General features: G+C 68.8%; 20 protein-coding genes. 9 read left to right on the top strand and 11 right to left on the bottom strand.

Annotated features, from left to right (window positions below; genetic code table 11):
• Nucleotides 1-62: 62 nt before the first annotated feature.
• The 9 genes from argH to ACHWVH_RS19475 all read right to left on the bottom strand — a co-directional run bounded on the left by argH (nucleotide 63) and on the right by ACHWVH_RS19475 (nucleotide 9,374).
• Complete coding sequence (argH, locus tag ACHWVH_RS19515) at nucleotides 63-1,361, bottom strand: argininosuccinate lyase (protein WP_394687794.1); 1,299 nt, start codon at nucleotides 1,359-1,361, stop codon at nucleotides 63-65.
• A gap of 112 nt (nucleotides 1,362-1,473) precedes the next feature.
• Nucleotides 1,474-2,439 carry an N-acetyl-gamma-glutamyl-phosphate reductase gene (argC, locus tag ACHWVH_RS19510; protein WP_394687793.1) on the bottom strand — a complete coding sequence of 322 codons (966 nt, stop codon included), beginning with the start codon at nucleotides 2,437-2,439 and terminating at the stop codon, nucleotides 1,474-1,476.
• Nucleotides 2,436-3,065 (bottom strand): GNAT family N-acetyltransferase, encoded by a 630-nt coding sequence (locus ACHWVH_RS19505; protein ID WP_017912493.1) that lies wholly within the window; start codon nucleotides 3,063-3,065, stop codon nucleotides 2,436-2,438. The genes argC and ACHWVH_RS19505 overlap by 4 nt, the downstream gene beginning before the upstream one ends.
• Nucleotides 3,066-3,079: 14 nt before the next feature.
• On the bottom strand, nucleotides 3,080-4,396 hold the full coding sequence (locus ACHWVH_RS19500; RefSeq protein ID WP_267084726.1) for an acetylglutamate kinase: 1,317 nt from the start codon (nucleotides 4,394-4,396) through the stop codon (nucleotides 3,080-3,082).
• Nucleotides 4,397-4,475: 79 nt separating this feature from the next.
• On the bottom strand, nucleotides 4,476-5,573 hold the full coding sequence (locus ACHWVH_RS19495) for an acetylornithine deacetylase (protein WP_295924649.1): 1,098 nt from the start codon (nucleotides 5,571-5,573) through the stop codon (nucleotides 4,476-4,478).
• A 6-nt stretch (nucleotides 5,574-5,579) separates the two neighbouring features.
• Nucleotides 5,580-6,032 carry a GNAT family N-acetyltransferase gene (locus ACHWVH_RS19490; protein ID WP_043095626.1) on the bottom strand — a complete coding sequence of 151 codons (453 nt, stop codon included), beginning with the start codon at nucleotides 6,030-6,032 and terminating at the stop codon, nucleotides 5,580-5,582.
• 187 nt (nucleotides 6,033-6,219) lie between these two features.
• Nucleotides 6,220-7,455, bottom strand: coding sequence for an argininosuccinate synthase (locus ACHWVH_RS19485; RefSeq protein ID WP_152239357.1), 1,236 nt, complete (start codon nucleotides 7,453-7,455; stop codon nucleotides 6,220-6,222).
• Between the two features lie 57 nt (nucleotides 7,456-7,512).
• The gene (locus ACHWVH_RS19480; protein WP_394687792.1) at nucleotides 7,513-8,544 is read right to left on the bottom strand and encodes an N-acetylornithine carbamoyltransferase; all 1,032 of its coding nucleotides are present in this window, start codon (nucleotides 8,542-8,544) and stop codon (nucleotides 7,513-7,515) included.
• A gap of 299 nt (nucleotides 8,545-8,843) precedes the next feature.
• Entirely contained in the window at nucleotides 8,844-9,374 is a 531-nt protein-coding gene (locus tag ACHWVH_RS19475) for a hypothetical protein (protein ID WP_295924651.1), read from the bottom strand.
• Nucleotides 9,375-9,516: 142 nt separating this feature from the next.
• Between ACHWVH_RS19475 and cysS the strand changes: the two genes are divergently transcribed.
• The 3 genes from cysS (at nucleotide 9,517) to ACHWVH_RS19460 (ending at nucleotide 12,961) form a co-directional block, all read left to right on the top strand.
• On the top strand, nucleotides 9,517-10,932 hold the full coding sequence (gene cysS, locus ACHWVH_RS19470) for a cysteine--tRNA ligase (protein WP_295910599.1): 1,416 nt from the start codon (nucleotides 9,517-9,519) through the stop codon (nucleotides 10,930-10,932).
• Between the two features lie 344 nt (nucleotides 10,933-11,276).
• Entirely contained in the window at nucleotides 11,277-11,717 is a 441-nt protein-coding gene (locus tag ACHWVH_RS19465; protein WP_017912501.1) for a SufE family protein, read from the top strand.
• Nucleotides 11,714-12,961 carry an MFS transporter gene (locus tag ACHWVH_RS19460; protein ID WP_284467452.1) on the top strand — a complete coding sequence of 416 codons (1,248 nt, stop codon included), beginning with the start codon at nucleotides 11,714-11,716 and terminating at the stop codon, nucleotides 12,959-12,961. The genes ACHWVH_RS19465 and ACHWVH_RS19460 overlap by 4 nt, the downstream gene beginning before the upstream one ends.
• Before the next feature lie 124 nt (nucleotides 12,962-13,085).
• On the opposite strand, the gene ACHWVH_RS19455 is transcribed toward ACHWVH_RS19460, so the two are convergent.
• Entirely contained in the window at nucleotides 13,086-14,198 is a 1,113-nt protein-coding gene (locus ACHWVH_RS19455; RefSeq protein WP_394687791.1) for an alpha/beta hydrolase, read from the bottom strand.
• 581 nt (nucleotides 14,199-14,779) lie between these two features.
• Between ACHWVH_RS19455 and ACHWVH_RS19450 the strand changes: the two genes are divergently transcribed.
• The 3 genes from ACHWVH_RS19450 to ACHWVH_RS19440 all read left to right on the top strand — a co-directional run bounded on the left by ACHWVH_RS19450 (nucleotide 14,780) and on the right by ACHWVH_RS19440 (nucleotide 16,064).
• A complete protein-coding gene (locus ACHWVH_RS19450) occupies nucleotides 14,780-15,136 on the top strand; it encodes a hypothetical protein (protein ID WP_394687790.1) in 357 nt (118 codons plus the stop codon).
• 60 nt (nucleotides 15,137-15,196) lie between these two features.
• Nucleotides 15,197-15,322 (top strand): hypothetical protein, encoded by a 126-nt coding sequence (locus ACHWVH_RS19445; protein ID WP_255424819.1) that lies wholly within the window; start codon nucleotides 15,197-15,199, stop codon nucleotides 15,320-15,322.
• A 67-nt stretch (nucleotides 15,323-15,389) separates the two neighbouring features.
• Nucleotides 15,390-16,064 (top strand): secreted signal peptide protein, encoded by a 675-nt coding sequence (locus ACHWVH_RS19440; RefSeq protein ID WP_295924658.1) that lies wholly within the window; start codon nucleotides 15,390-15,392, stop codon nucleotides 16,062-16,064.
• 250 nt (nucleotides 16,065-16,314) lie between these two features.
• Here the strand turns inward: ACHWVH_RS19440 and dksA are convergent, their stop codons facing one another.
• Complete coding sequence (gene dksA, locus ACHWVH_RS19435) at nucleotides 16,315-17,454, bottom strand: RNA polymerase-binding protein DksA (RefSeq protein ID WP_152237509.1); 1,140 nt, start codon at nucleotides 17,452-17,454, stop codon at nucleotides 16,315-16,317.
• A gap of 114 nt (nucleotides 17,455-17,568) precedes the next feature.
• Here dksA and yidD point away from each other — a divergent pair, with 114 nt between their 5' ends.
• Genes yidD through ACHWVH_RS19420 form a run of 3 tightly spaced genes read left to right on the top strand, consistent with a single transcriptional unit; the run spans nucleotide 17,569 to nucleotide 20,038 of the window.
• Nucleotides 17,569-17,841, top strand: a complete 273-nt coding sequence (yidD, locus tag ACHWVH_RS19430; RefSeq protein WP_026144024.1) for a membrane protein insertion efficiency factor YidD — start codon at nucleotides 17,569-17,571, stop codon at nucleotides 17,839-17,841.
• On the top strand, nucleotides 17,841-19,175 hold the full coding sequence (locus tag ACHWVH_RS19425) for a dihydroorotase (RefSeq protein WP_295924663.1): 1,335 nt from the start codon (nucleotides 17,841-17,843) through the stop codon (nucleotides 19,173-19,175). Before yidD ends, ACHWVH_RS19425 begins: the two co-directional genes overlap by 1 nt.
• Entirely contained in the window at nucleotides 19,175-20,038 is an 864-nt protein-coding gene (locus tag ACHWVH_RS19420) for a M23 family metallopeptidase (RefSeq protein WP_267094617.1), read from the top strand. Before ACHWVH_RS19425 ends, ACHWVH_RS19420 begins: the two co-directional genes overlap by 1 nt.
• Nucleotides 20,039-20,201 lie beyond the last annotated feature (163 nt).

The following is a 20,201-nucleotide window of genomic DNA, read 5'->3' as shown; positions in this document are numbered from 1 at the left end:
GGGCTTCAGCCCCGACGCGTTATAGCGCCGAGGCGTCGCGGTTGAAGCCCTCCCACAGGCAATCAAGCCTCCAGCGCCTGCCAGCGCGCCTGCAACTCGTCCAGGCGCAGATCGGCGGCGGCGCCCGGCGAGACCCGCGCGGCCAGGCTGCCTTCCGGCGTACGCCCCTGCCCTGCGCTGTCGGCGGATGCGGCGGCGGCCTGATAGGCCTCGCGGAACGGCACACCGGCCACCGCGGCTTCCACCGCCACGTCGGTGGCGTACATGCCCGAATCGATCGCCGCGCGCAGCCTGTCCTCGCGCCACTCCAGGTTGGCCAGCAGCGCCGGCAGCAGCTCCAGCGCGGCCAGGCCGCGGCCGAAGCCGTGGAAGATCGCGCCCTTGCTGCTCTGCAGGTCGCGGTGATAACCGGACGGCAGCGACAACAACTGTTCGATCTCGGTACGCGCGGCGGCCACGCTGGCGTGGGTGGCGCGCATCAGCTCGATCACGTCGGGGTTGCGCTTGTTGGGCATGATCGAGCTGCCGGTGGTGTACTGCGCCGGCAGCGCGACGAAACCGAATTCGCCGCTGGTGAACAGCGACAGGTCCCAGGCCAGGCGGCGCAAGTCCAGGGTGGCGCTGCCCAGCGCTTCCAGCGCGGCCATCTCGAACTTGCCGCGCGAGAGCTGCGCATAGATCGGGCTGACCTGCAGGCGCGCGAAGCCCAGCGCGGCGGTGGTGTGCGCACGGTCCAGCGGCAGGTTGACGCCGTAGCCGGCGGCGGTGCCCAGCGGATTGCAGTCGACCAGGCGCAGGGTGTCGCGGGCGCGCAGCGCGTCGTCGATGAAGGCCTCGGCCCAGCCCGCCCACCACATGCCCGCCGAGGACACCACGGCGCGCTGGATGTGGGTGTAGCCGGGCACCGGCAGGTCGCGCTCGGCCTGCGCGCGGTCCAGCGCCACCTTGGCGATCTCCGCGCTCAATTGCGCCAGCCGCGCCAACTTGTCCTTCAGCCACAGCCGGGTGGCCACCAGGATCTGGTCGTTGCGGCTGCGCCCGGTATGGATCTTGCGCCCGGCATCGCCCAGGCGCTCGGTCAGCCGCGCCTCGATCGCCGAGTGGCCGTCCTCGAAGCGCGCATCCAGCACGAACGCGCCGCTACGGAAATCCTCTGCCAGCACCGCCAGCTCGCGCTGCAGCCCGGCCAGTTCGTCGGCGGACAGGATGCCGATGCGCTGCAGGCCTTCGGCGTGCGCGCCGCTGGCGGCGATGTCGTGCAGGAAGAACTCGCGGTCCAGGAGCACGTCGTCGCCGGCCAGGAAGGCCTGGATCTGCGTGTCGACGGCGACGCCGGGTTTTTGCCAGAGAAGATTAGTCATTGGGGGTCCTTTTTTGCGGGCCCCGGGACCCGGGGCCCGGGACCCGGAAAAGCAAAAGCATCGGCTCTTGCTTCTCCGGGTCCCGAGTCCCGGGCCCCGGGTCCCGACGATTTCAAACGGGAATCGACGTCAACTCGTCCACGCCCAGCGCCAGATTGAGGTTCTGCATCGCCTGCGTCGCGGCGCCCTTGAGCAGGTTGTCGAGCGTGGCCACCAGCACCAGCCGCTTGTTGCCCGGGGCCAGGGTGAAGCCGCCGAGCTGCACGCCGTGGCGGCCGGCGATGCGGCTGACCCACGGCGCCTCGTCGACTACCTCGATCAGTGGCTCATCGGCATAGCGCGTGCGATACAGCTGCTGCACCGCCTCCAACTTCAGCGGCTGCTGCAGCCACAGGTTCACGGTCATGGTGATGCCGCGGAAATGCGGCGCCACGTGCGGCATGAATTCCACCGGCACGCCGAGCTGCGCGGACACCTCGCGCTCGTGCATATGGTCGGTCAACGCGTACGGCATCAGGTTGTCGTGCAGCAGCGCCGGGTTGTTCTTGTCCGACGGCGTGGTGCCGGCACCGGAATAGCCGGACACGCCGAAGCACTGCGGCGGCCCGGCGAGCTGCTCGCGCAGCGGCGCGATCGCCAGCTGCATCGCGGTGGCGTAGCAGCCCGGATTGCTGATGCGGCGCTGCCCGGCATAGCCGGCGCGGGTCAGTTCCGGCAGGCCGTAGTACCAGGCCGGATCGAAGCGGTAGTCCGCGGACAGGTCGACCACGATCGGGTCCAGCGCACCGGCGGCGACCGCCGCATCCAGCGCCGCCACATAGGGCGCGGCCTTGCCGTTGGGCAGCGCCAGCACCACCACGTCGGCGCGCTTGGCCGCCACCGCCTCCGGGTCGAGATTCTCGTAGCGCAACTCGCCTTCGTAAGCATCGTGGTGCGCATCGACGCGCTGCCCGTCCAGCTCGCGCGAGGACAGGAAGGCCAGCCGCAACTGCGGGTGTGCGGCGATCAGGCGGATCAGTTCGGCGCCGGTGTGGCCGCGGGCGCCAACGATGCCGATGGAAGAAACGGGAGTGCTCATGCGTGCGAATCCAGGCGGAACTGCAGGTGGCGTTTCACCCCGGCCCATTCCGTATCGATGATGGAGAAGATGACGGTGTCGCGCGGGGTGCCGTCGGCGTGGCGCTTGTGGTTGCGCAGCACGCCGTCCTGCTTGGCCCCCAGCCGCGCGATCGCGGTGCGCGAGGCATGGTTGAACCAGCTGGTCTCGAACACCACGCTGAGGCAGCCGAGCGATTCGAAGGCGTGGCCAAGCAGCAACAGCTTGGCCTCGGTGTTCAGGCCGCTGCGCTGTACCCGCGGCGCATACCAGGTGTAGCCGATCGACAGCGTCGGCACCTGCGGATCCAGGCCGTAGAAGCGCGTGCTGCCGACGATCTCGCCCTGCGCATCGCGCACCACGAACGGCAGCACCCGGCCCAGCGCCTGCACCTCCAGCGCGGCAGCGACGTAGGCGTCCACCCGCTCCGGGGCCGGCACATTGGTGAACCACAGCGCGTCCAGGCCGCTGCCGCGCAGCGCGGCGCGCAGCCCCTCGGCATGAGCCGCCTGCAGCGGCTCCAGGCTGACGTGGCGCCCGCGCAGTGTGGGCACGTGGCGCCAAGCCTCGGGCAGCACGGGATCGATGCTGGAAATGGGAACGGTCATGACGAAGGCGCCGCTCAACCCTGCAGGGTCGGCGTGCGCGTGGCGCAGTGGGCCACGCAGTGCTGGATCTGCTCGAAGGTCTCCAGGCCGTACCAGAACACCTTCCACTTCTCCTGCTTGAAGCAGCCGTCGGACTCGGCGTAGTAGAAGATGTTGACCTGGTTGTTGTGGCGCGAGCGCCAGAACAGCTGCGGCGTCTCCTCGCGCATCACGTTCCACACCGCGCGGCCCAGGCCCTCGCCCTGCGCGTCGTCGAGCACGGCGAACTTGTCCAGGTAGGTGTAGCCGCCCTCGTCGGTCAGGATCACCGCGGTGCGGTAGTTCTCGCTGACGTAGGCGCGCAGCAGCTTGGTGGTGTCGAAATAGTCCGGCACCAGGGTGCGACCGAAACTGGATTCGATCAGGGTCTTCAGCCGCGGCAGGTCCAGCTCGCTCCACGCCGTGGCGCGCAGCACCTTCTCGCCGCGCCGCACCAGGGTGCCCGAGCCCTTGTGGGTGAACAGTTCCTTGGCCAGGTCGGCCGGGCGCGTGATCGACACCGACGACTCCAGCGGCAGCCGGTCCAGCAGGTCCTTGATCTGCTCGATCTTGACCTTCATGCCGCCATGAATCCACGGCTGCGCGATCAAGTGGTCGTACTCGGTGGACAGGTTGATCGAATCGATCACCCGGCCCTGTTCGTCGAGCAGGCCGCCGGTGCCGGTGAGGAAGATGATCTTGTACGGCTGCAGTTCCTGCACCAGTTCGTTGGCGGCGAAATCGGCGTTGATATTGAGGATCTGGCCGCTGGGGGTCTCGCCCAGGCTGGTGATGACCGGGATCGAGCCGGCCTGCAGGCTGGCCTCGATCGGCGCCAGGTTCACCGCGGTGACCTCGCCGACCAGCCCGTAGGTATCGCGGTCCAGGTACTGCGCCTCGAACACGCCGCCGGTGATCGAGGTGGCGCGCGCGCCGTTCTGCTGCAGCGCCTCGACCAGCTTCAGGTTGGAAGCCTGGAACACCCGGCGCACGATCGCCAGCGCTTCCGGCGAGGTCACCCGCAGGCCGTTGACGGTCTGCTTGTCGATGCCGGCGGCGGACAGCTCCGCGTCCAACTGCGGGCCTGCGCCGTGCAGCACGATCGGGGTCAGGCCCACTTCCTGCAGGAACGACAGCGAGGAAGTCAGCGCCTCCAGGTCGTCGCGCAGCACCGCGCCGCCGACCTTGACCACGGCGAAGCGCTTGGCGTCCAGTTGCGAGAAGCGCTTGAGGTACTGGCTGATCTCCTTCGCGCTGGCCATGCTCGAGAGCAGGCGCACGATGGTCTGGCGGGTTTGGCGGTTGGCGTGCATGGCGTGGGGCGATGTCCGAAGGAATCCAGGGTGGAGCCGATCGCAGGATCGGTCCGGGCGACGTGGAAAGGCGCGCGGCTCAGCGCGCGCCGTTGATGATGCGGTGCACCGAGGCGGCGTAGCGCTGCAGTTGCTCCAGCGTCACGAACTCGTCGGCGGTATGCGCCTGGGCGATGTCGCCCGGGCCGTAGACCAGCGCGGTGTAGCCGCCGGCGGAGAACAGCGAGGCCTCGGTCCAGAAGTCCACCGCGTTGCCGATCGGCAGCTCCAGCGCATCGGCGACGTCGCGCGCGGCCAGGCGCTTGTCCTCGGCGCGCGCAATGTCTCCCGACGGCAGGCTCGGCCCGCGGAAGGTCTCCTCGAAATGCGCCGCGGCCGGCTCGGCGAAGCCGGCGAAGGTCGCCAGCAACGCATCCACATCCATCGACGGCAGCGGCCGGAAACCGAAGCGCAGCTCCGCCGCCGGCGCGATCATATTGGCCTTGATCCCGCCCTCGACCCGGCCGATGTTGAAGCGCAGCCCGGTCAGCCCGCCGAAGCGCGCATGCGCCAGCGACTCGACGTGGTCCAGCGCACGGCCGCCCCAGCGCATTGCCTGATGCAGGGCGCTGGCCGCGGCATCCTGCTTGCCGGAGGCATGCCCGGCGCGGCCGGCGAAGCGCATCAGCACCGAACTGATGCCGCGGTGCGCCAGCACCGCCTCGCTCATGGTCGGCTCGGCCACCAGCACCGCTTCATAGGAAATGCCGCGGGCCAGGAACGCGGCGATGCAGCGCGGGTCGTTGGCTTCCTCGTCGCTGGAGAACAGGAACGCGGCATCGCCGTCGCCGGCATTGGCCGCGGCCAGCAGCGCCGCCGCCGCGCCCTTGATGTCGCACACGCCAAGGCCGACCACGCGATCGTCCAGGCGCCGCATGACGTGCGGATCGGCCCTCCAGTGCGGCGAATCCGGCACCGTGTCCAGGTGCACGTTGAACAGGTACTTCGGCGTGCCGCGTACCGCGTACAGGCTGACCGCGCCGGCGCCGTGGTCGACCACCTCCACCGCGAAGCCGGGCAGTTGCGCGCGGAGGTAGTCGAAGATGCCATCGGTGCCGATCGCCCGCGGCGGATTGCGGGTGTCGAAGGACACCAGCGCCTGCAGGTGATCGAGCGTGGAGGTGAGCAGATCGGTCATGGTGTGTCAGGCTGCCGTGGTGCTGGTGCGGTAGAGATCGGGATAGGCGATTTCCATCAACGACTGCGGCCGCGCCGGCGCGGCGAACCCATACTGGGCGTACAGCGCATGCGCATCGGAGGTGGCGAGCATGAAGCGACGCAGGCCTTGCAGTTGGGGGTGGGCCATCACCGCCGCCACCAGTTGCTTGCCGTAGCCGCGGCCGCGATAGGCGTCGAGCACGAACACGTCGGCGAGATAGGCGAAGGTCGCGCCGTCGGTGATGACCCGGGCGAACGCCACCTGCCCGACGCCATCGAGATGGCCGCCGAAGCACAGCGAACCGGCGATCGCCCGCTGCACCGTGTCCAGCGGGATGCCCAGGCTCCAATAGGCCTGCTCGCTTAGGAAGCGATGGATCAACGGCAGATCCAGTTCCTGCTTGTCGGTGCTGATGCGCAGTGCGTGCATGAGGTCCATCAGACAGGTCCTTCTCCCCTCGGGAGAAGGTGCCCCGCAGGGGCGGATGAGGGTACGAGCGAAGCCGGGTGAAGCCAATCGCGCCAGCAGGTGAAGATCCTGGCGAAGCTCGCGCAACCAACTAGTGCGAGGCTTCGCCCGTACCCTCACCCCAACCCCTCTCCCAAAGGGAGAGGGGCTCTAAGCGTCAGCGATTGACCTGCGCGTACAGCGTCGAGCTCATGCCGAACAGCTTGATGAAGCCCTCGGCTTCGGCCACGCCCCAGTCCGCCGACTGCGCGTAGGTCGCGCCCTTGGCGTTGAGCAGGTGCGGCGACTTCACCGCCACCGCGTCGACGCGGCCGCCGCGGGTCTCCAGCGTCACTTCGCCATTGACCATCGCCTGCGACGACTTCAGGAAGGCTTCCAGGTCGGTCTTCAGCGGGTCGTGGTAGAAGCCTTCATAGACCAGCTCCACCCACTTGCGCGCCACGTCCGGCTTGAAGCGGTTCTGCTGCTTGGTCAGCACCGCATCCTCCAGCGCGCGGTGCGCGGCCAGCAGCGCCACCAGGCCCGGCGCCTCGAACACGATGCGGCCCTTCAGGCCGATCACGGTGTCGCCGGTGTACACGCCGCGGCCCACGCCGTAGGGCGCAAACAGCTTGTTGAGCTTGGCCAGGATCTGTTCGCCCGGCAGCGCCTTGCCGTCGAGTTCGACCGCCTCGCCGTGCACGAACTTCAGCTTCACCGTCAGCGGCTCGGTCGGCCACGCGCTGCGCGGCGCGCACCAGCCGCGGGCGCCCTCGCCCGGCGCTTCCCAGCGGTCGATCTCGCCGCCGGACATGGTCAGGCCAAGCAGATTCTCGTTGATGGTGTAGGCCTGCTGCTTGGCCCGCACGCCGAAGCCGCGCTCCTCCAGGTACTTCTGCTCGTAGGCGCGGGTCTGGGTGTGTTCCTTCTGGATCTCGCGGATCGGCGCGACGATCTCGTAGTCGCCCAGCGCCTTGACCGCCAGGTCGAAGCGCACCTGGTCGTTGCCCATGCCGGTGCAGCCGTGGGCGATGGTCTTGGTGCCCAGCTCCTCGGCGCGCTTGAGCGCGGCATCGACGATCAGGTAGCGGTCCGACACCAGCAGCGGATACTGGCCCTGGTAGCCCTCGCCCGCCCACACGAACGGCTTGACGAAGCCGGCCCAGATCGCCGGGCCGCCGTCAACGGTGACGTGGCTGGCCGCGCCCAGTTCCGCGGCGCGCTTCTCGATGAAATCGCGCTCCTCGGCGTCCACGCCGCCGGTGTCGGCGAACACGGTGTGCACCGCATAACCCTTGGCCTGCAGGTAGGGAATGCAGAAGCTGGTGTCGAGGCCGCCGGAGAAGGCGAGGACGATGTCCTTGAGGCCGGGAGTGGGGAGTGGGGAATCGGGAATGGTAGAAGCGGTGCTCATGGTTGTTTCCTTATCACGCGTAAAAGTGGGGGCTAACGCTGTTGCTGTACCGATTCTCTATTCCCGATTCCCGATTCCCGCCTGCGAAGCAAGCGCCGCCATGATCGCCTTCTGCACATGCAGGCGGTTCTCGGCCTCGTCGATGGCGATGCAGTTGGGCGAGTCCATCACCGCGTCGGTGGCCTTGACGTTGCGGCGCAGCGGCAGGCAGTGCGAGAACACGCCGTTGTTGGTCAGCGCCATCTTGCGTTCGTCGACGATGAAGTGCTGGTACTGGTCGCGGATCGGCTTCTCCGGGCCCCAGTTGCCGAAGAACGGCAGCGCGCCCCAGCTCTTGGCGTAGACCACGTCGGCGCCGGCGTAGGCGCTGTCGACGTCGTGGCTGACGCTCAGCGAACCGCCGCTCTCGGCCACGTTCTGCGCGGCCCAACCCATGTAGCGCTCGTCGAGCACGTAGTCCGGGGTCGGGCACAGCAGGGTCACGTCCATGCCCAGGCGGGTGGCGATGGTCAGCGCGGAATTGGCCACCGCGGTGTTCAGCGGCTTGGGATGGTAGGTCCAGGTCAGCACGTACTTCTTGCCGCGCAGGTCGCTGGTGCCGAAGTGCTCCTGCAGCGCCAGCGCATGCGCCAGCTCCTGGCAAGGATGGGTGATGGTCTCCATGTTGATCACCGGCACCGGCGAATATTTGGCGAAGCTCTTCAGCACCAGGTCCTCGCGGTCCTTGGCCCAGTCGACGAACTTCGGGAACGCACGCACGCCGATCAGGTCCACATAGCGGCCCAGCACCCGCGCCACCTCGGCGATGTGCTCTTCGGTGTCGCCGTCCATCACCGTGCCCAGGTCGAACTCGATCGGCCACGCGTCCTTGCCCGGCTGCAGCACCACCGCGTGGCCGCCCAACTGGAACGCGCCCAGCTCGAAGCTGGTGCGGGTACGCATGGACGGGTTGAAGAACACCAGCGCGATCGACTTGCCCTTCAGCTCGCTGCCGAGGCGGTTGCGCTTGAACAGCGCCGCCTGGGTCAGCACCGCGTCCAGTTCGGCGCGGCTCCAGTCCTGGGTGTTCAAGAAGTGCTTCAGAGACATCGATCGATCCTTTGCAGCGGTGGGGACGCGGGGACGCGCGAGGCGTTCTACAGGGAGGTTCTTTACGGGTGAAACTTTTCCGGCCGATGAAAACGAAAAAACCCAGCCTCGGGCTGGGTTTTCAGAACGAACGGCACGACGCTCCGGTTACCCAGCGAGAATGTGGGATTCCGGTCGACGCGCGCGCGACGTCATGCCCGAGGCCATGCGTGCGGCGCTGAGATCGTGCTGGGGCAGGTTCGCTTTCATCGGCGCGCATCCTCGCACGCGCACGCCACAGGCGCAAGCGCGTGCGGCGCTCAGCGCGGCGGCACCACCACCGCGTCGGGCACGTACGGCGCCACCGAGACGCGGATGCGCAGCCGGTTGCCCGGATCTTCCGGCAGCCGCGAGCGGTACTTGGTGCCCTTGTAGACATAGTCCACGTCGTAGGCGATGGGCCGGCGGAACTCGCGACCGACCTCGACCATCCGGCAGTTGCGTCCGCCCTGCGGCGCCGTGGCCGGCGCAGCGGCCGGGGCCGGCTCCTCGTGGCGGCGGCTGAAGATGTCCTTCACCGAATCCATCAACCGGTTCAAGCGGCTGTCGTCCTCGGCCGGCTTGGGCGCCGGCGCCGTCGGGGCCGGCGCGGGAGCCGGGTCGCATTGCTGCTCGGTGCGGGTGGCGCGCAGGGTCTGGTAGACCGGCTCCACGTTCAGCACCTGGGCGTAGTCCAGCTTGACGTTCTCGATCACCACCACCCGATTGCGCGCCTCGGAGTCCTGCGCCCAGGCCGGCGCCGCGGCGCAGGCAAGGAGGCCGACCAGCGGCAACAACGGGTTCGGGCGCATCGGCAGCAGCTTCGCAAGGGCAGACCAATGAGTGTAGGCATGGCGGCTTGCGTCGGGCTGAACGCGAGCCGACAGGCGCGCCGCGCGCCCGCCTGGCGACGGCTGCCGGTAGAATCGGACGGTTTCCCCACCGCCGATGCCGATGAGCCTGCGCCTGCACAACAACCTGACCCGCCGGGTCGACGCCTTCGAACCGCTCGATCCGGTGGCCGGCCCGACGCTCTACGTCTGCGGCCCCACCGTCTACAACTACGCGCACATCGGCAACGCCCGCGGCCCGGTGGTGTTCGACGTGCTGGCGGCACTGCTGCGGCGCCGCTACGGCAAACTGCGCTACGCCCGCAACATCACCGACGTGGACGACAAGATCAACGCCGCCGCGCAGGCGCAGGGCGTGCCGATTTCGGCCATCACCGACCGCTTCGCGGCCATCTACCGCCAGGACATGGCCGCGCTGGGCGTGACCCCGCCGGACATCGAGCCGGCGGCCACCGCGCACATCCCGCATATCGTGGCGATGATCGAACGGCTGATCGCCGGCGGCCACGCCTATGCCGCCGAGGGCCACGTGCTGTTCGCGGTGGCCAGCTTCGCCGATTACGGCAAGCTGTCGCGGCGCGACCCGGAGGAGATGCTGGCCGGCGCCCGCGTCGAAGTCGCCCCGTACAAGCGCGACCCGGGCGACTTCGTGCTGTGGAAGCCGTCCAGCGACGACCTGCCCGGCTGGGACTCGCCGTGGGGCCGCGGCCGCCCCGGCTGGCACATCGAGTGCTCGGCGATGGCCGCCGCGCACCTGGGCGAGACCATCGACATCCATGCCGGCGGCGTCGACCTGCAGTTCCCGCACCACGAGAACGAGATCGCGCAGAGCGAATGCGCCCACGGCGGCGCCACCTTCGCCCGCGTCTGGCTGCACAACGGCATGCTGACCTTCAGCGGCGCCAAGATGAGCAAGTCGCTGGGCAACATCGAAACCGTGCACGATCTGATCGAGCGGCATCCACCGGAGGCGCTGCGCTGCGCGCTGCTCAGTGCCCACTATCGGCAGCCGCTGGACTGGTCCGACGCCCTGATCCAGGCCCAGGTGGCCCGGCTCGACGGCCTGTACGGAACGCTGCGCGATCTGCAGGCCATCGACGCCGAAGCCGTCATTCCGGCCGAGATCGAAGAGGCCCTCGACGACGACCTCAATACGCCGCTGGCGCTGTCGGTGCTGTCGAGCCTGGCGACCCAGGCGCGACAGGCACTGCGCGAGGCGGCGCCGGCCGGCGGCCCCGACCCCGCCGACGCCACGCAACGTGCGGACACGCTGCGCCAGGCCAAGGGCCGCCTGCTCGGCGCCGGCCTGGCCCTGGGCCTGCTGCAGCAGGATCCGCAGGTCTGGTTCCAGGGTGCCGGCAGCGACGACGACGCCCGCATCCAGGCGCTGATCGACGCCCGCAGCGACGCCAAGCAGGCCCGCGACTTCGCCCGCGCCGACGCCATCCGCCAGGAACTGGCCGACGCCGGCATTGTCCTGGAGGACACGCCGCAGGGCGTACGTTGGAAGCGTGGGTGACCACCGCACGCGCAGTCAGAAGAAGCGCGGCTGTTCCCTTCTCCCCTCGGGAGAAGGTGCCCCGAAGGGGCGGATGAGGGTACGGGCGCCGGATGAGGGTACGGCGCGAAGCGACTCGCATGGACAAGTTCGCGAAGCTACGCCCGGACCCTCACCCCAAACCCTCTCCCGAGGGGAGAGGGGCTTTACAAGATGCCCAAAGGGGCGGATGAGGGTACGGGCGAAGCCAAGAGAGATGAGGCCGAGCGAATGGCCTCGACAGTTCGCGAGGCTTCGCCCGCACCCTCACCCCAACCCCTCTCCCGGAGGGAGAGGGGCTTTACATCGCTTGATCTTGGATTGCTATGACCGACACCGACTTTCCGCTCGAACCCACGCCCGCCGACGCCCAGGCCGCCATCGCCGAGGAATTCGGCTTCTTCGGCGACTGGTCCGAGCGCTACCAGTACCTGATCGACCTCGGCCGCAAGCTGCCCGCCTTCCCCGAGCACTGGAAGACCGAGGAGCATCGCCTGCACGGCTGCCAGTCGATGGTGTGGATCGTGCCCGAGGGCAATGCCGAGCGCCTGGTGTTCCATGCGATCAGCGACTCGGCGATCGTGTCCGGGCTGATCTATCTGGCGCTGCGGGTCTATTCCGGGCGCAGCGCCGCGGACATCCTCGCCACCGCGCCGGACTTCGTCGCCGCCATCGGCCTGGGCAAGCATCTGTCGCCGACCCGCAGCAACGGCCTGGCCGCGCTGCTGGCCTTCATCCAGGACACCGCGCGCGCCCAGCAGGCATGAGCGCGCCGCTGCCCACCCCGCAGACCCTGCGCACGCTACTGGCGCATCCCGGCTTCGCCCTGGTGCTGGCCTACCGCATCCTGGCGATGCTGTCCTATCAGGTCGTCGCGGTCACGGTCGGCTGGCATATCTACGAGATCACCCGCGATCCATTCTCGCTGGGGCTGATCGGACTGGCCGAGATCCTGCCGTTCTTCTGCATCGCCCCGTTCGCCGGCTACCTGGTCGATCATCTGCCGCGCCGCTACCTGGGCATGCTCGCGAGCGTCGGCCTGGTCGCCACCGCCGCGGTCCTGCTGGCGGTGAGCCGCGGCTGGCTGGCGGCGCAGGGCGTGTGGCCGATCTACGCGGCGATCGCCCTGACAGGCGCCGCGCGCGCCTTTCTGTCGCCGGTGTACAACGCGCTGTTCGCCCGCGTCCTGCCGCGCGAGGCCTATGCGCGCGGCGCCAGCGTCGGCAGCGTCGCGTTCCAGGCCGGCATGGTGATCGGCCCGGCGCTGGGCGGTCTGCTGGTCGGCTGGGGCGGCAAGAGCCTGGCCTACGGCACCGCCATCGGCGCCTCGAGCGCGGCGCTGCTGGCGCTGTGGCTGCTGCGCGTGTCCGAGCCGGTCCACGAAGGCCCGCGCGCACCGATCTTCCGCAGCATCGCCGAAGGCGCGCAGTTCGTGTTCTCCAACCAGATCATGCTCGGCGCGATGGCCCTGGACATGTTCTCGGTGCTGCTGGGCGGCGCGGTGTCGATGCTGCCGGCCTTCATCCACGACATCCTGCACTACGGCCCCGAGGGCCTGGGCATCCTGCGCGGCGCCCCGGCGCTGGGCTCGATCCTGGTCGGCGTGTGGCTGGCGCGGCACCCGCTGCAGCGCAATGCCGGACGCGTGCTGCTATTGGCGGTGGCCGGCTTCGGCCTGTGCACGATCGCCTTCGGGTTGTCGCGGCACTTCTGGCTGTCGGCGGCGATCCTGCTCGCCTATGGCATGTGCGACGGCGTCTCGGTGATCGTGCGTTCGACCATCCTGCAACTGGCGACACCGGACGCGATGCGCGGCCGCGTCTCCTCGATCAACGGCATCTTCATCGGCTCGTCGAACGAACTGGGTGCGTTCTACGACGGTGTCATGGCGCGGCTGATCGGATTGGTGCCCGCCGTGGTACTTGGCGGCTGCGTGACCCTGGGCGTGGTCGGCGTCACCAGCTGGAAAGCGCCCAAGCTGCGCAATCTGGATCTGCGCGACCTGCAGTAGGGGTGACTGATGGCGAGTGTGGGTCGGACGCGAGACAGCCCGGCCCGGTCGTGCATCACGCACCCTGGCGCCGGCGCGTGCGCACCGCGCCAGTCATTCTTCCATTCGCCGCAAACGACCGCGCTCAGCGCGCGGCCGCCACCGCGCGCGCCTGCGCCTCGTCGTCGGCCCAGGCATGCGCGCAATCCGGCACGCCGGCCGGCTGCACCAGGCCGCCCTGCCCCGCCAGGAACCGGCAGGTGGCGGCGAACACCGCCGGCACCGCCCGCGAGCGGATCGGCGAGGCCAGCACGTGATTGTCCGCCCCAGGGAAATCCACCGCCTGGCGCAAGGCCGGCGGTGTTCCCAATTGCTTGAACATCGCCTGCAACGCCGCCACCGACACCGTGCGGTCCTGGTGCTGCGGATCGCGGTAGTAGTAGCCGAGGAACACCGGCACATGGATGCGCGCATAGGTCGCCGGCCGCATGCCGCCGCGGGTCAGCGCCGCCAGCGCGCGGTAGCCGTCCAGGTGCGTGGCGTCGGCCCAGTAGGCACTGTCGACCGGATAGCGCAGGATCGGATCGCCACCGTTGTGCGTCCACGCCAGCAACTGCGCGCCCCACGGCCACAACATCGGCTGCAGCTGATCGCCGTACTCGCGCACCAGCGGCGACCACAGCACCAGCGCCTGCACCTGGCGCGGATTCGCCGCCACCGCCTGCGTCGCCAGCGCACCGCCCATCGAATTGCCGATCACCACCACCCGGTCGCCCAGCACCCGGGTTACCGCCAGCGCCTCGGCCGCACCCGCGAGCAGGCGGCCGGCATCGACGCCGCGCAGCGCATCGGCCGCGACCAGGCCGTGCCCGGGCAGGCGCGGCAGATACAGATTGCAGCCGAAGCTGCGCGCCAGCCGCACGTGGGTAGGCGCGCCCTCGCCCTGGCTGGCGGTGAAGCCATGCAGATAGACCATGGCGCACGCGCGTCGCCCCGGATGCGCCGGATCGGCCCAGACGATCCGCGCCTGGTTGTCCGGGCGCAGCCCCGGCGTGGCACGTTCGCGCGCATCGATCCAGGCCTGCAGCGCCAGCGGATCCTGCGGCACCGCCGGCGCCGCCACCTGCGGCAAGGCCACGCTGACCCGCGGCCCCAGCGCAACGACCGCCAGCAATGACAGGGCGATCAGGATCGGCCAGCGCCAACGACGACGGGGTTTGCGCGCGCCCGATCCGGCCACGCCGGAATGACCGTTCAAGCGCGACGCTCCGTTATCGAACCAAGTGAGGACACATAATGGAAATAATTTTCAAGCAGTGACATTGATTGTCGGCGGCGACATGGCGATATACCACAGCCGCCATTATGCGACACCGTCATGACAGGCGCATTTAAAGCCTTTCCAAAGCCACGCATGGCACTGAAACTCTGATCACAAGTAACTGATTTTAATTGATTATTTTCTCATCAGCCAGCATCGGCAGAACGCATTTTGCAGACAAGATGGAAAGTCCGCAAACACAGAAAGGAAGACGAAAGAAGCCTCCGAAATTATCTCCTCCGAATCAAGTGTCACCCCACTTCTGGAAAATGGATGCGCCTCGAAACGCGCGGCCCCATATGAAACACGGATGGAATCAGCCGAATGGAACATTCGCTTTTCCGTGACGCGGCAGTGGACGCCCGAAGCCAGGCATCGCTGGAGACGGCGCCACTGGCAACGCCACTTTCGACTCGGGCGCGGAGTTGCATCGCACTAGGCACCGACGCCACCGACCCGGCAGACAACCACCGATTGAAGTTCTCCACATGAAAGTCTTTGGGTTACCGAGCATAGGCATGGCGTTGGCATTCGCCATTGCCGTGCCAGGATCGCTGCAGGCGAATCCAGCCTCTTCCCGCGCAGATGGAGAACAGGCGATCGCGTATGTGCTGAAGAACGACCTCGCCCTGTCGAGGCTCTTCGGTAGTTGCCCCGCATTGAAATTTGCCCGCACCGGCGTCGAAGGGAACAACACCTTCCTGATCGAAGGCAACTGCGACATCAGGAACAACCCAGAGGAAGATGCGGACTGCCCCGCCTATCACATCCATGCGCTGGGGACGATGGACACGCCGTCGCATTGGACGGTACGTCGCCTGGACCTGACCTTGGCGTGCTCCAGCGAAGAAGCGCCGAAGACGCAGCGGATGTAACCGCCACGTAGGCGCTTGCGACGTCGCTGCAGGCGCAGTGGCGAAAATCCGACCTCGGAGATGATCACCACCATCACCACCAATTCGGGCCTGAATCCGTCCGATCAGTGGTCATCGTTGAGCAGCGACCAGCGCAACGCGTTCATCACCGCCGACGGGCACCGCGAAGGCTGGCACGGCAACTAACTCCCCCCGTGGCGAGGACGGGAGCGCTCCCGTCCTCGCCACGCATCATCCGTCACGGAGATTTCTCATGGCATCCCGGTTCTTCCCGCTGTTCGGCCTGCTCGCGCTGTGCATGGCCTACTCGCAGGCCCATGCCGCCGGCGGCGATGCGGCGGCCTGCACGCACGCGCTGCATCAGGCCTTTGCAGGCTCCAGCAGCGCGGCCACCCTGCCCACGCCGTGCGCGCGTCTCGGAGCAGTCGCGCTCGGCATGCGCAAACAACAGGTGCTGGCCGCACTGGGCCAGCCGGACATCACCCGCAGCGATGCGGCACATCCGGACACGCTCAGTGTGGTGTATCTATACCCGCGCGCGCTCAATGCGCTGCTGGCGCAACAACCGCGGCCGGCGACCGCTCTCCGCTACAGCCAGTTGGCGGTGCGCTTTCGCAACGACCGGGTCACCAATCTGATCGCCTTCGCCACTCCAGACGCCCCGTTGCCGTTCGAGTTGCTCGGCCAGCCGGCCGGTACGCCCGTCGATCGGGTATTGCAGGCCATCGGCGGGCAGCCGCAATGGAACGCCAGCCGCGACTACGTGCAGTTCGCCGCGATGCCACTGGGCCTGGAGGTCGATCCGGAGACGTCGGCAATCGTCGGGCTGGACCTCGCAGCCACCAAGCAGGACCTGGACAGTTTCGCCCTGCCCGGCGTGCAACTGCGCAAGGACGCGCAAAGCGGCCTGATCAACGGCGTGCGCTGAAGGGCGCCGTCGTCCATGCCGGCACAGGCCCGCCTGCCAACGGAAGTCTGCCCACGCGGCCGCGAACGGCCGCGGCGGCTGGACGGGCGCTCGGCTGCGCATCGCGCATCGATGGGCGGTCGTGCAGCAGGAGTGGCACTACCGCTACACGCGGCAGCAAACGGCAGACGCTTCGCCCTGACGAGGGGGCCGAAAACGCAAAGCCCCGCGCGAGCGGGGCCTTGCCTTGACACGTCGGGGCGGCGCGGACTCAGTCGCCCTGCTGCTTCTGCAGATGTTCCCAACGCTCCTGCGCGTCGATGGTGCGCTCGGCGGTCAGACGCGCTTCCAGGCGCTCCAGGCCGATTTCCTCGCCCGTGTCCACGCAGTAGCCGTAGTCGCCGGCGTCCAGACGCTTGAGGGTGCTGTCGATCTTGCCGATCAGCTTGCGGTAGCGGTCGCGGGTCCGCAGTTCCAGCGAGTTCTCGGTCTCGCGGGTCGCGCGCTCGGCCTCGTCGCCGATGTCGCGGACCTCGTCGCGCAGGTTCTCGATGGTCTGCTTGGATTCCTCGACCAGGTCGGCGCGCCAGGTGAGCAGGCGCTGGCGGAAGTACTCCTGCTGCAGCGCGCTCATGTACTCCTCGTCCGCCGCCGGCTTGTAGCCCTTGGGCAGGATCGGGCGGCCGGTGGCCTCGTCGGTCTTGTACTCGACCACCTTGTACTTGGCCGGCTTGGCCGGGGTGTTGGACTTGGCGGTCACGGCCACGGCGACCTTGCCGGTGGGCTTGGCGACCGGCGCCTTCGGGGTGGATTCGGACTTGGTGGGGGTTTTCGCGGAGGATTTCGAAACGGACACGGGATTCTTTTGTGGCGGGGTCGACGGCGCGGCGGACTTGGCGGCAACGGGCTTGGGGGCCGGTGCTGCGGCAGGCGCGGCGGGCTTGACCGGGACAGGCTTGGCCGCAGCCGGCTTGGGCGCCGACTTCGGTACGGAGGTGGTCACCGCGGGTGCAACGGGGGCGGTGGCCGGTTTGGATTTGGCGGGAGCGGCCGCGGTCTTGACGACCTTGGCGCCAGGCTTGGCCGCGGGCGTCTTCGCTGCCGGCTTGGCGGCGGGCGCTGGCTTGGCGGCGGCCTTCGCCGGTGCGACCGGCTTGGCAGGCGCCTTCTTGGCCGGGGCCTTCTTGGCGGGAGCGGACTTGGCCGGCGACGCAGCGACCGGCTTGGCCGCCGGCTTCTTGGCCACGGCCTTGCTGGCCGATTTGGCCGGCGCGGCCTTGGCTGCCGACTTCGCAGGCGCGGCTTTCTTCAGCGGTTTGCTGGCGGCGGACACCGTCGCTTTCTTGGCGACGGGCTTGGCAGGCTTCTTGGCGGCCTGGACGGCCTTCTTTGCAGGTTTTTTAGCAGCCACGAACGCTCTTCCTTGGTCTTCCCGGGGCCCGGGAAAGCGGGCCTTTATAGCCTACCCTACCCCCCGCGGCAACAACGCGGCGTATACGCCGAGCGACCCGCCTAGTCCAGCACAGTGGCATATCATGGTGATGTGATCGCCCGCGCTCTCATCGCCCTGCTGCGCCTGTACCAGCGCTTCATCAGCCCGCTGCTGGGACCGCGCTGTCGTTTCGTGCCCAGTTGCTCGGCGTATGCGGTGACCGCCATCGCCCGTTTCGGCGCATTGCGCGGCGGCTGGATGGCCGCCCGCCGCGTCGGCCGCTGCCACCCCTTCCATCCTGGCGGGTTCGACCCGGTGCCCGACCCCACGGCGCCGCCACCCTGCCGCTGCCAAGGAAAACACTGATGTCCGCTTCCACATTGATCGTCAACGCGCGCCTGGTCAACGAAGGCCGCGAAACCCAGGGCGACCTGCGCATCGCGGACGGCCGCATCGCCGCGATCGCCCCGCAGCTGGCCGCGCGCGAGGGCGAGACCGTGGTCGATGCCGCCGGGCGCTGGCTGCTGCCCGGCATGATCGACGACCAGGTGCACTTCCGCGAACCCGGCCTGACCCACAAGGGCGACATCGCCACCGAATCGGCCGCGGCGGTGGCCGGCGGCCTGACCAGCTTCATGGACATGCCCAACACCAATCCGCCGACGCTCGACGCCGCCGCGCTGCAGGCCAAGTACGACGCCGCGCACGGCCGCGCCTGGGGCAACTACGGCTTCTACCTGGGCGCCAGCAACGACAACCTGGCCGCGATCCAGACCCTGGACCCGAAGACCGCGCCCGGCATCAAGGTGTTCATGGGCGCCTCCACCGGCAACATGCTGGTCGACAACCCGCAGACCCTGGACGCGATCTTCCGCGACGCGCCGACGCCGATCATCACCCACTGCGAAGACACCCCGACCATCGACGCGACCCTGGCTGCGTTCAAGGAAAAGTATGGCGAGGCGCTGACCCCGGACATGCACCCGGACATCCGCTCGCGCGAGGCCTGCCTGAAGTCCTCGCAGCTGGCGGTGTCGCTGGCGAAGAAGCACGGCACCCGCCTGCACGTGCTGCACATCTCCACCGCCGACGAGCTGGCGCTGTTCACCCCTGGCCCGATCCAGGGCAAGCGCATCACCGCCGAGACCTGCATCCATTTCCTGCGCTTCGACCGCGCCGACTACGCCACGCTCGGCAACCTGATCAAGTGCAACCCGGCGATCAAGGACGCCAGCGACCGCGAGGCGCTGATCCGCGCGATCGCCGAGGACGTGATCGACGTGCTCGCCACCGACCACGCCCCGCACACCTGGGAAGAGAAGAGCAAGCCGTACGCGCAGGCGCCGTCGGGCCTGCCGCTGGTGCAGTACGCGCTTGTCGCGGCGCTGGAGTTGGTCCACGAGGGCCGGCTCAGCGTGGCCCAGGTGGTGCACAAGTTCGCGCACGCGCCGGCGCTGCTGTTCGACGTGCACGAACGCGGCTTCCTGCGCGAGGGCTACCACGCCGACCTGGTGCTGATCGACGACACCGCGTTCACCGTGCGCCGCGAGGACGTGCTGTCCAAGTGCGGCTGGTCGCCGTTCGAAGGCCGCAGCTTCCGCTCCAGGATCGCCGCGACCTGGATCAACGGCGTGCTGGCCTGGGACGGCACCCGCCTGGTCGGCACCCCCAACGGGCAGCGCCTGGCGTTCGACCGCTGATGCGCGGCGCCCTGGTGTCCGGCGCCGCATTGGCGCTGGTCCTGCTGACCGCACCGCTCGCCCCGGCGCTGCACGCACAGACGCCGGCCGCGGCCGGCGCCGAGGCGCGCAGCGTGTTCCCGCGCAGCGCCTCGCAGGGGGCGCTGGTGATCGGCAAGGTCGCGCCCGGCAGCCGCGTGCAGTACGCCGGACGCACCCTGCGAGTCAGCGACTACGGCAGCGTGGTGTTCGGCATCGGCCGCGACGAGCGAGGCCCGCTGCGCATCGCCGTGCAGCGCCCGGATGGCGGGACTGAGACCGTCGAGATCGCGGTGACGCCGCGCGACTGGCCGCTGGAACAGGTCAACGGCGTGCCGCCGAAGACGGTGAACCCGCCGCCGGCGATCGCCGAGCGGATCAAGCGCGAACAGGCCCAGGTCACTGCCGCACGCGACCGCGACGACCCGCGCACCGATTTCGCCGCACCCTTCATCTGGCCGGTGCAGGGCCGCATCAGCGGCCGCTTCGGCAACGCCCGGGTCTACAACGGCCAGCCCGGCGCCGGGCATTCGGGCATGGACATCGCCGTGCCCACCGGCACCCCGGTCAAGGCGCCGGCCGCCGGCGTGATCACCTTCGCGGCCCCCGACCTGTACCTCACCGGCGGCACCGTGCTGCTGGATCACGGCTATGGCGTCAGCTCCAACTTCCTGCACCTGTCGCGGATCGACGTCAAAGTCGGCGACCGCATCGCCCAGGGCCAGGTGATCGGCGCGGTGGGTGCCACGGGCCGTGCGACCGGGCCGCATCTGCATTGGGGGATGAATTGGTTCGATGTGCGCATCGACCCATTGCTGGTGCTGGAGCGGACGAAGCAGCCGTAGAGCGTTGGTGCGTCAGGTGCGCTGGCGCGCGGCGGCGCGTTCCTCATCCGGGTCGCGGACACATTCGCCTGGCGCGGTTCGATGTGCGCATCGATCCGTTGTTGGTGCTGGAGCGGACAAAGCAGCCGTAAAGCGCTGGTGGGTCAGGTGCGTTGGCGCGCGT

Source organism: uncultured Xanthomonas sp., assembly GCF_964278005.1.
Classification (GTDB): Bacteria; Pseudomonadota; Gammaproteobacteria; order Xanthomonadales; family Xanthomonadaceae; genus Xanthomonas_A; species Xanthomonas_A sontii.
Note: the sequence above shows the minus strand (reverse complement) of the source record. Positions and strands in the feature narration are given on the sequence as shown.

Coding starts and splice junctions, on each gene's coding strand:
- argH (WP_394687794.1), bottom strand. CDS start 1,361: ATGACTAATCTTCTCTGGCAAAAACCCGGCGTCGCCGTCGACACGCAG.
- ACHWVH_RS19420 (WP_267094617.1), top strand. CDS start 19,175: ATGCGCGGCGCCCTGGTGTCCGGCGCCGCATTGGCGCTGGTCCTGCTG.
- ACHWVH_RS19500 (WP_267084726.1), bottom strand. CDS start 4,396: ATGCACGCCAACCGCCAAACCCGCCAGACCATCGTGCGCCTGCTCTCG.
- ACHWVH_RS19425 (WP_295924663.1), top strand. CDS start 17,841: ATGTCCGCTTCCACATTGATCGTCAACGCGCGCCTGGTCAACGAAGGC.
- ACHWVH_RS19485 (WP_152239357.1), bottom strand. CDS start 7,455: ATGAGCACCGCTTCTACCATTCCCGATTCCCCACTCCCCACTCCCGGC.
- ACHWVH_RS19440 (WP_295924658.1), top strand. CDS start 15,390: ATGGCATCCCGGTTCTTCCCGCTGTTCGGCCTGCTCGCGCTGTGCATG.
- ACHWVH_RS19450 (WP_394687790.1), top strand. CDS start 14,780: ATGGCGTTGGCATTCGCCATTGCCGTGCCAGGATCGCTGCAGGCGAAT.
- ACHWVH_RS19460 (WP_284467452.1), top strand. CDS start 11,714: ATGAGCGCGCCGCTGCCCACCCCGCAGACCCTGCGCACGCTACTGGCG.
- ACHWVH_RS19475 (WP_295924651.1), bottom strand. CDS start 9,374: ATGCGCCCGAACCCGTTGTTGCCGCTGGTCGGCCTCCTTGCCTGCGCC.
- argC (WP_394687793.1), bottom strand. CDS start 2,439: ATGAGCACTCCCGTTTCTTCCATCGGCATCGTTGGCGCCCGCGGCCAC.
- ACHWVH_RS19480 (WP_394687792.1), bottom strand. CDS start 8,544: ATGTCTCTGAAGCACTTCTTGAACACCCAGGACTGGAGCCGCGCCGAA.
- ACHWVH_RS19465 (WP_017912501.1), top strand. CDS start 11,277: ATGACCGACACCGACTTTCCGCTCGAACCCACGCCCGCCGACGCCCAG.
- ACHWVH_RS19445 (WP_255424819.1), top strand. CDS start 15,197: ATGATCACCACCATCACCACCAATTCGGGCCTGAATCCGTCCGATCAG.
- ACHWVH_RS19490 (WP_043095626.1), bottom strand. CDS start 6,032: ATGGACCTCATGCACGCACTGCGCATCAGCACCGACAAGCAGGAACTG.
- cysS (WP_295910599.1), top strand. CDS start 9,517: ATGAGCCTGCGCCTGCACAACAACCTGACCCGCCGGGTCGACGCCTTC.
- ACHWVH_RS19505 (WP_017912493.1), bottom strand. CDS start 3,065: ATGACCGTTCCCATTTCCAGCATCGATCCCGTGCTGCCCGAGGCTTGG.
- ACHWVH_RS19495 (WP_295924649.1), bottom strand. CDS start 5,573: ATGACCGATCTGCTCACCTCCACGCTCGATCACCTGCAGGCGCTGGTG.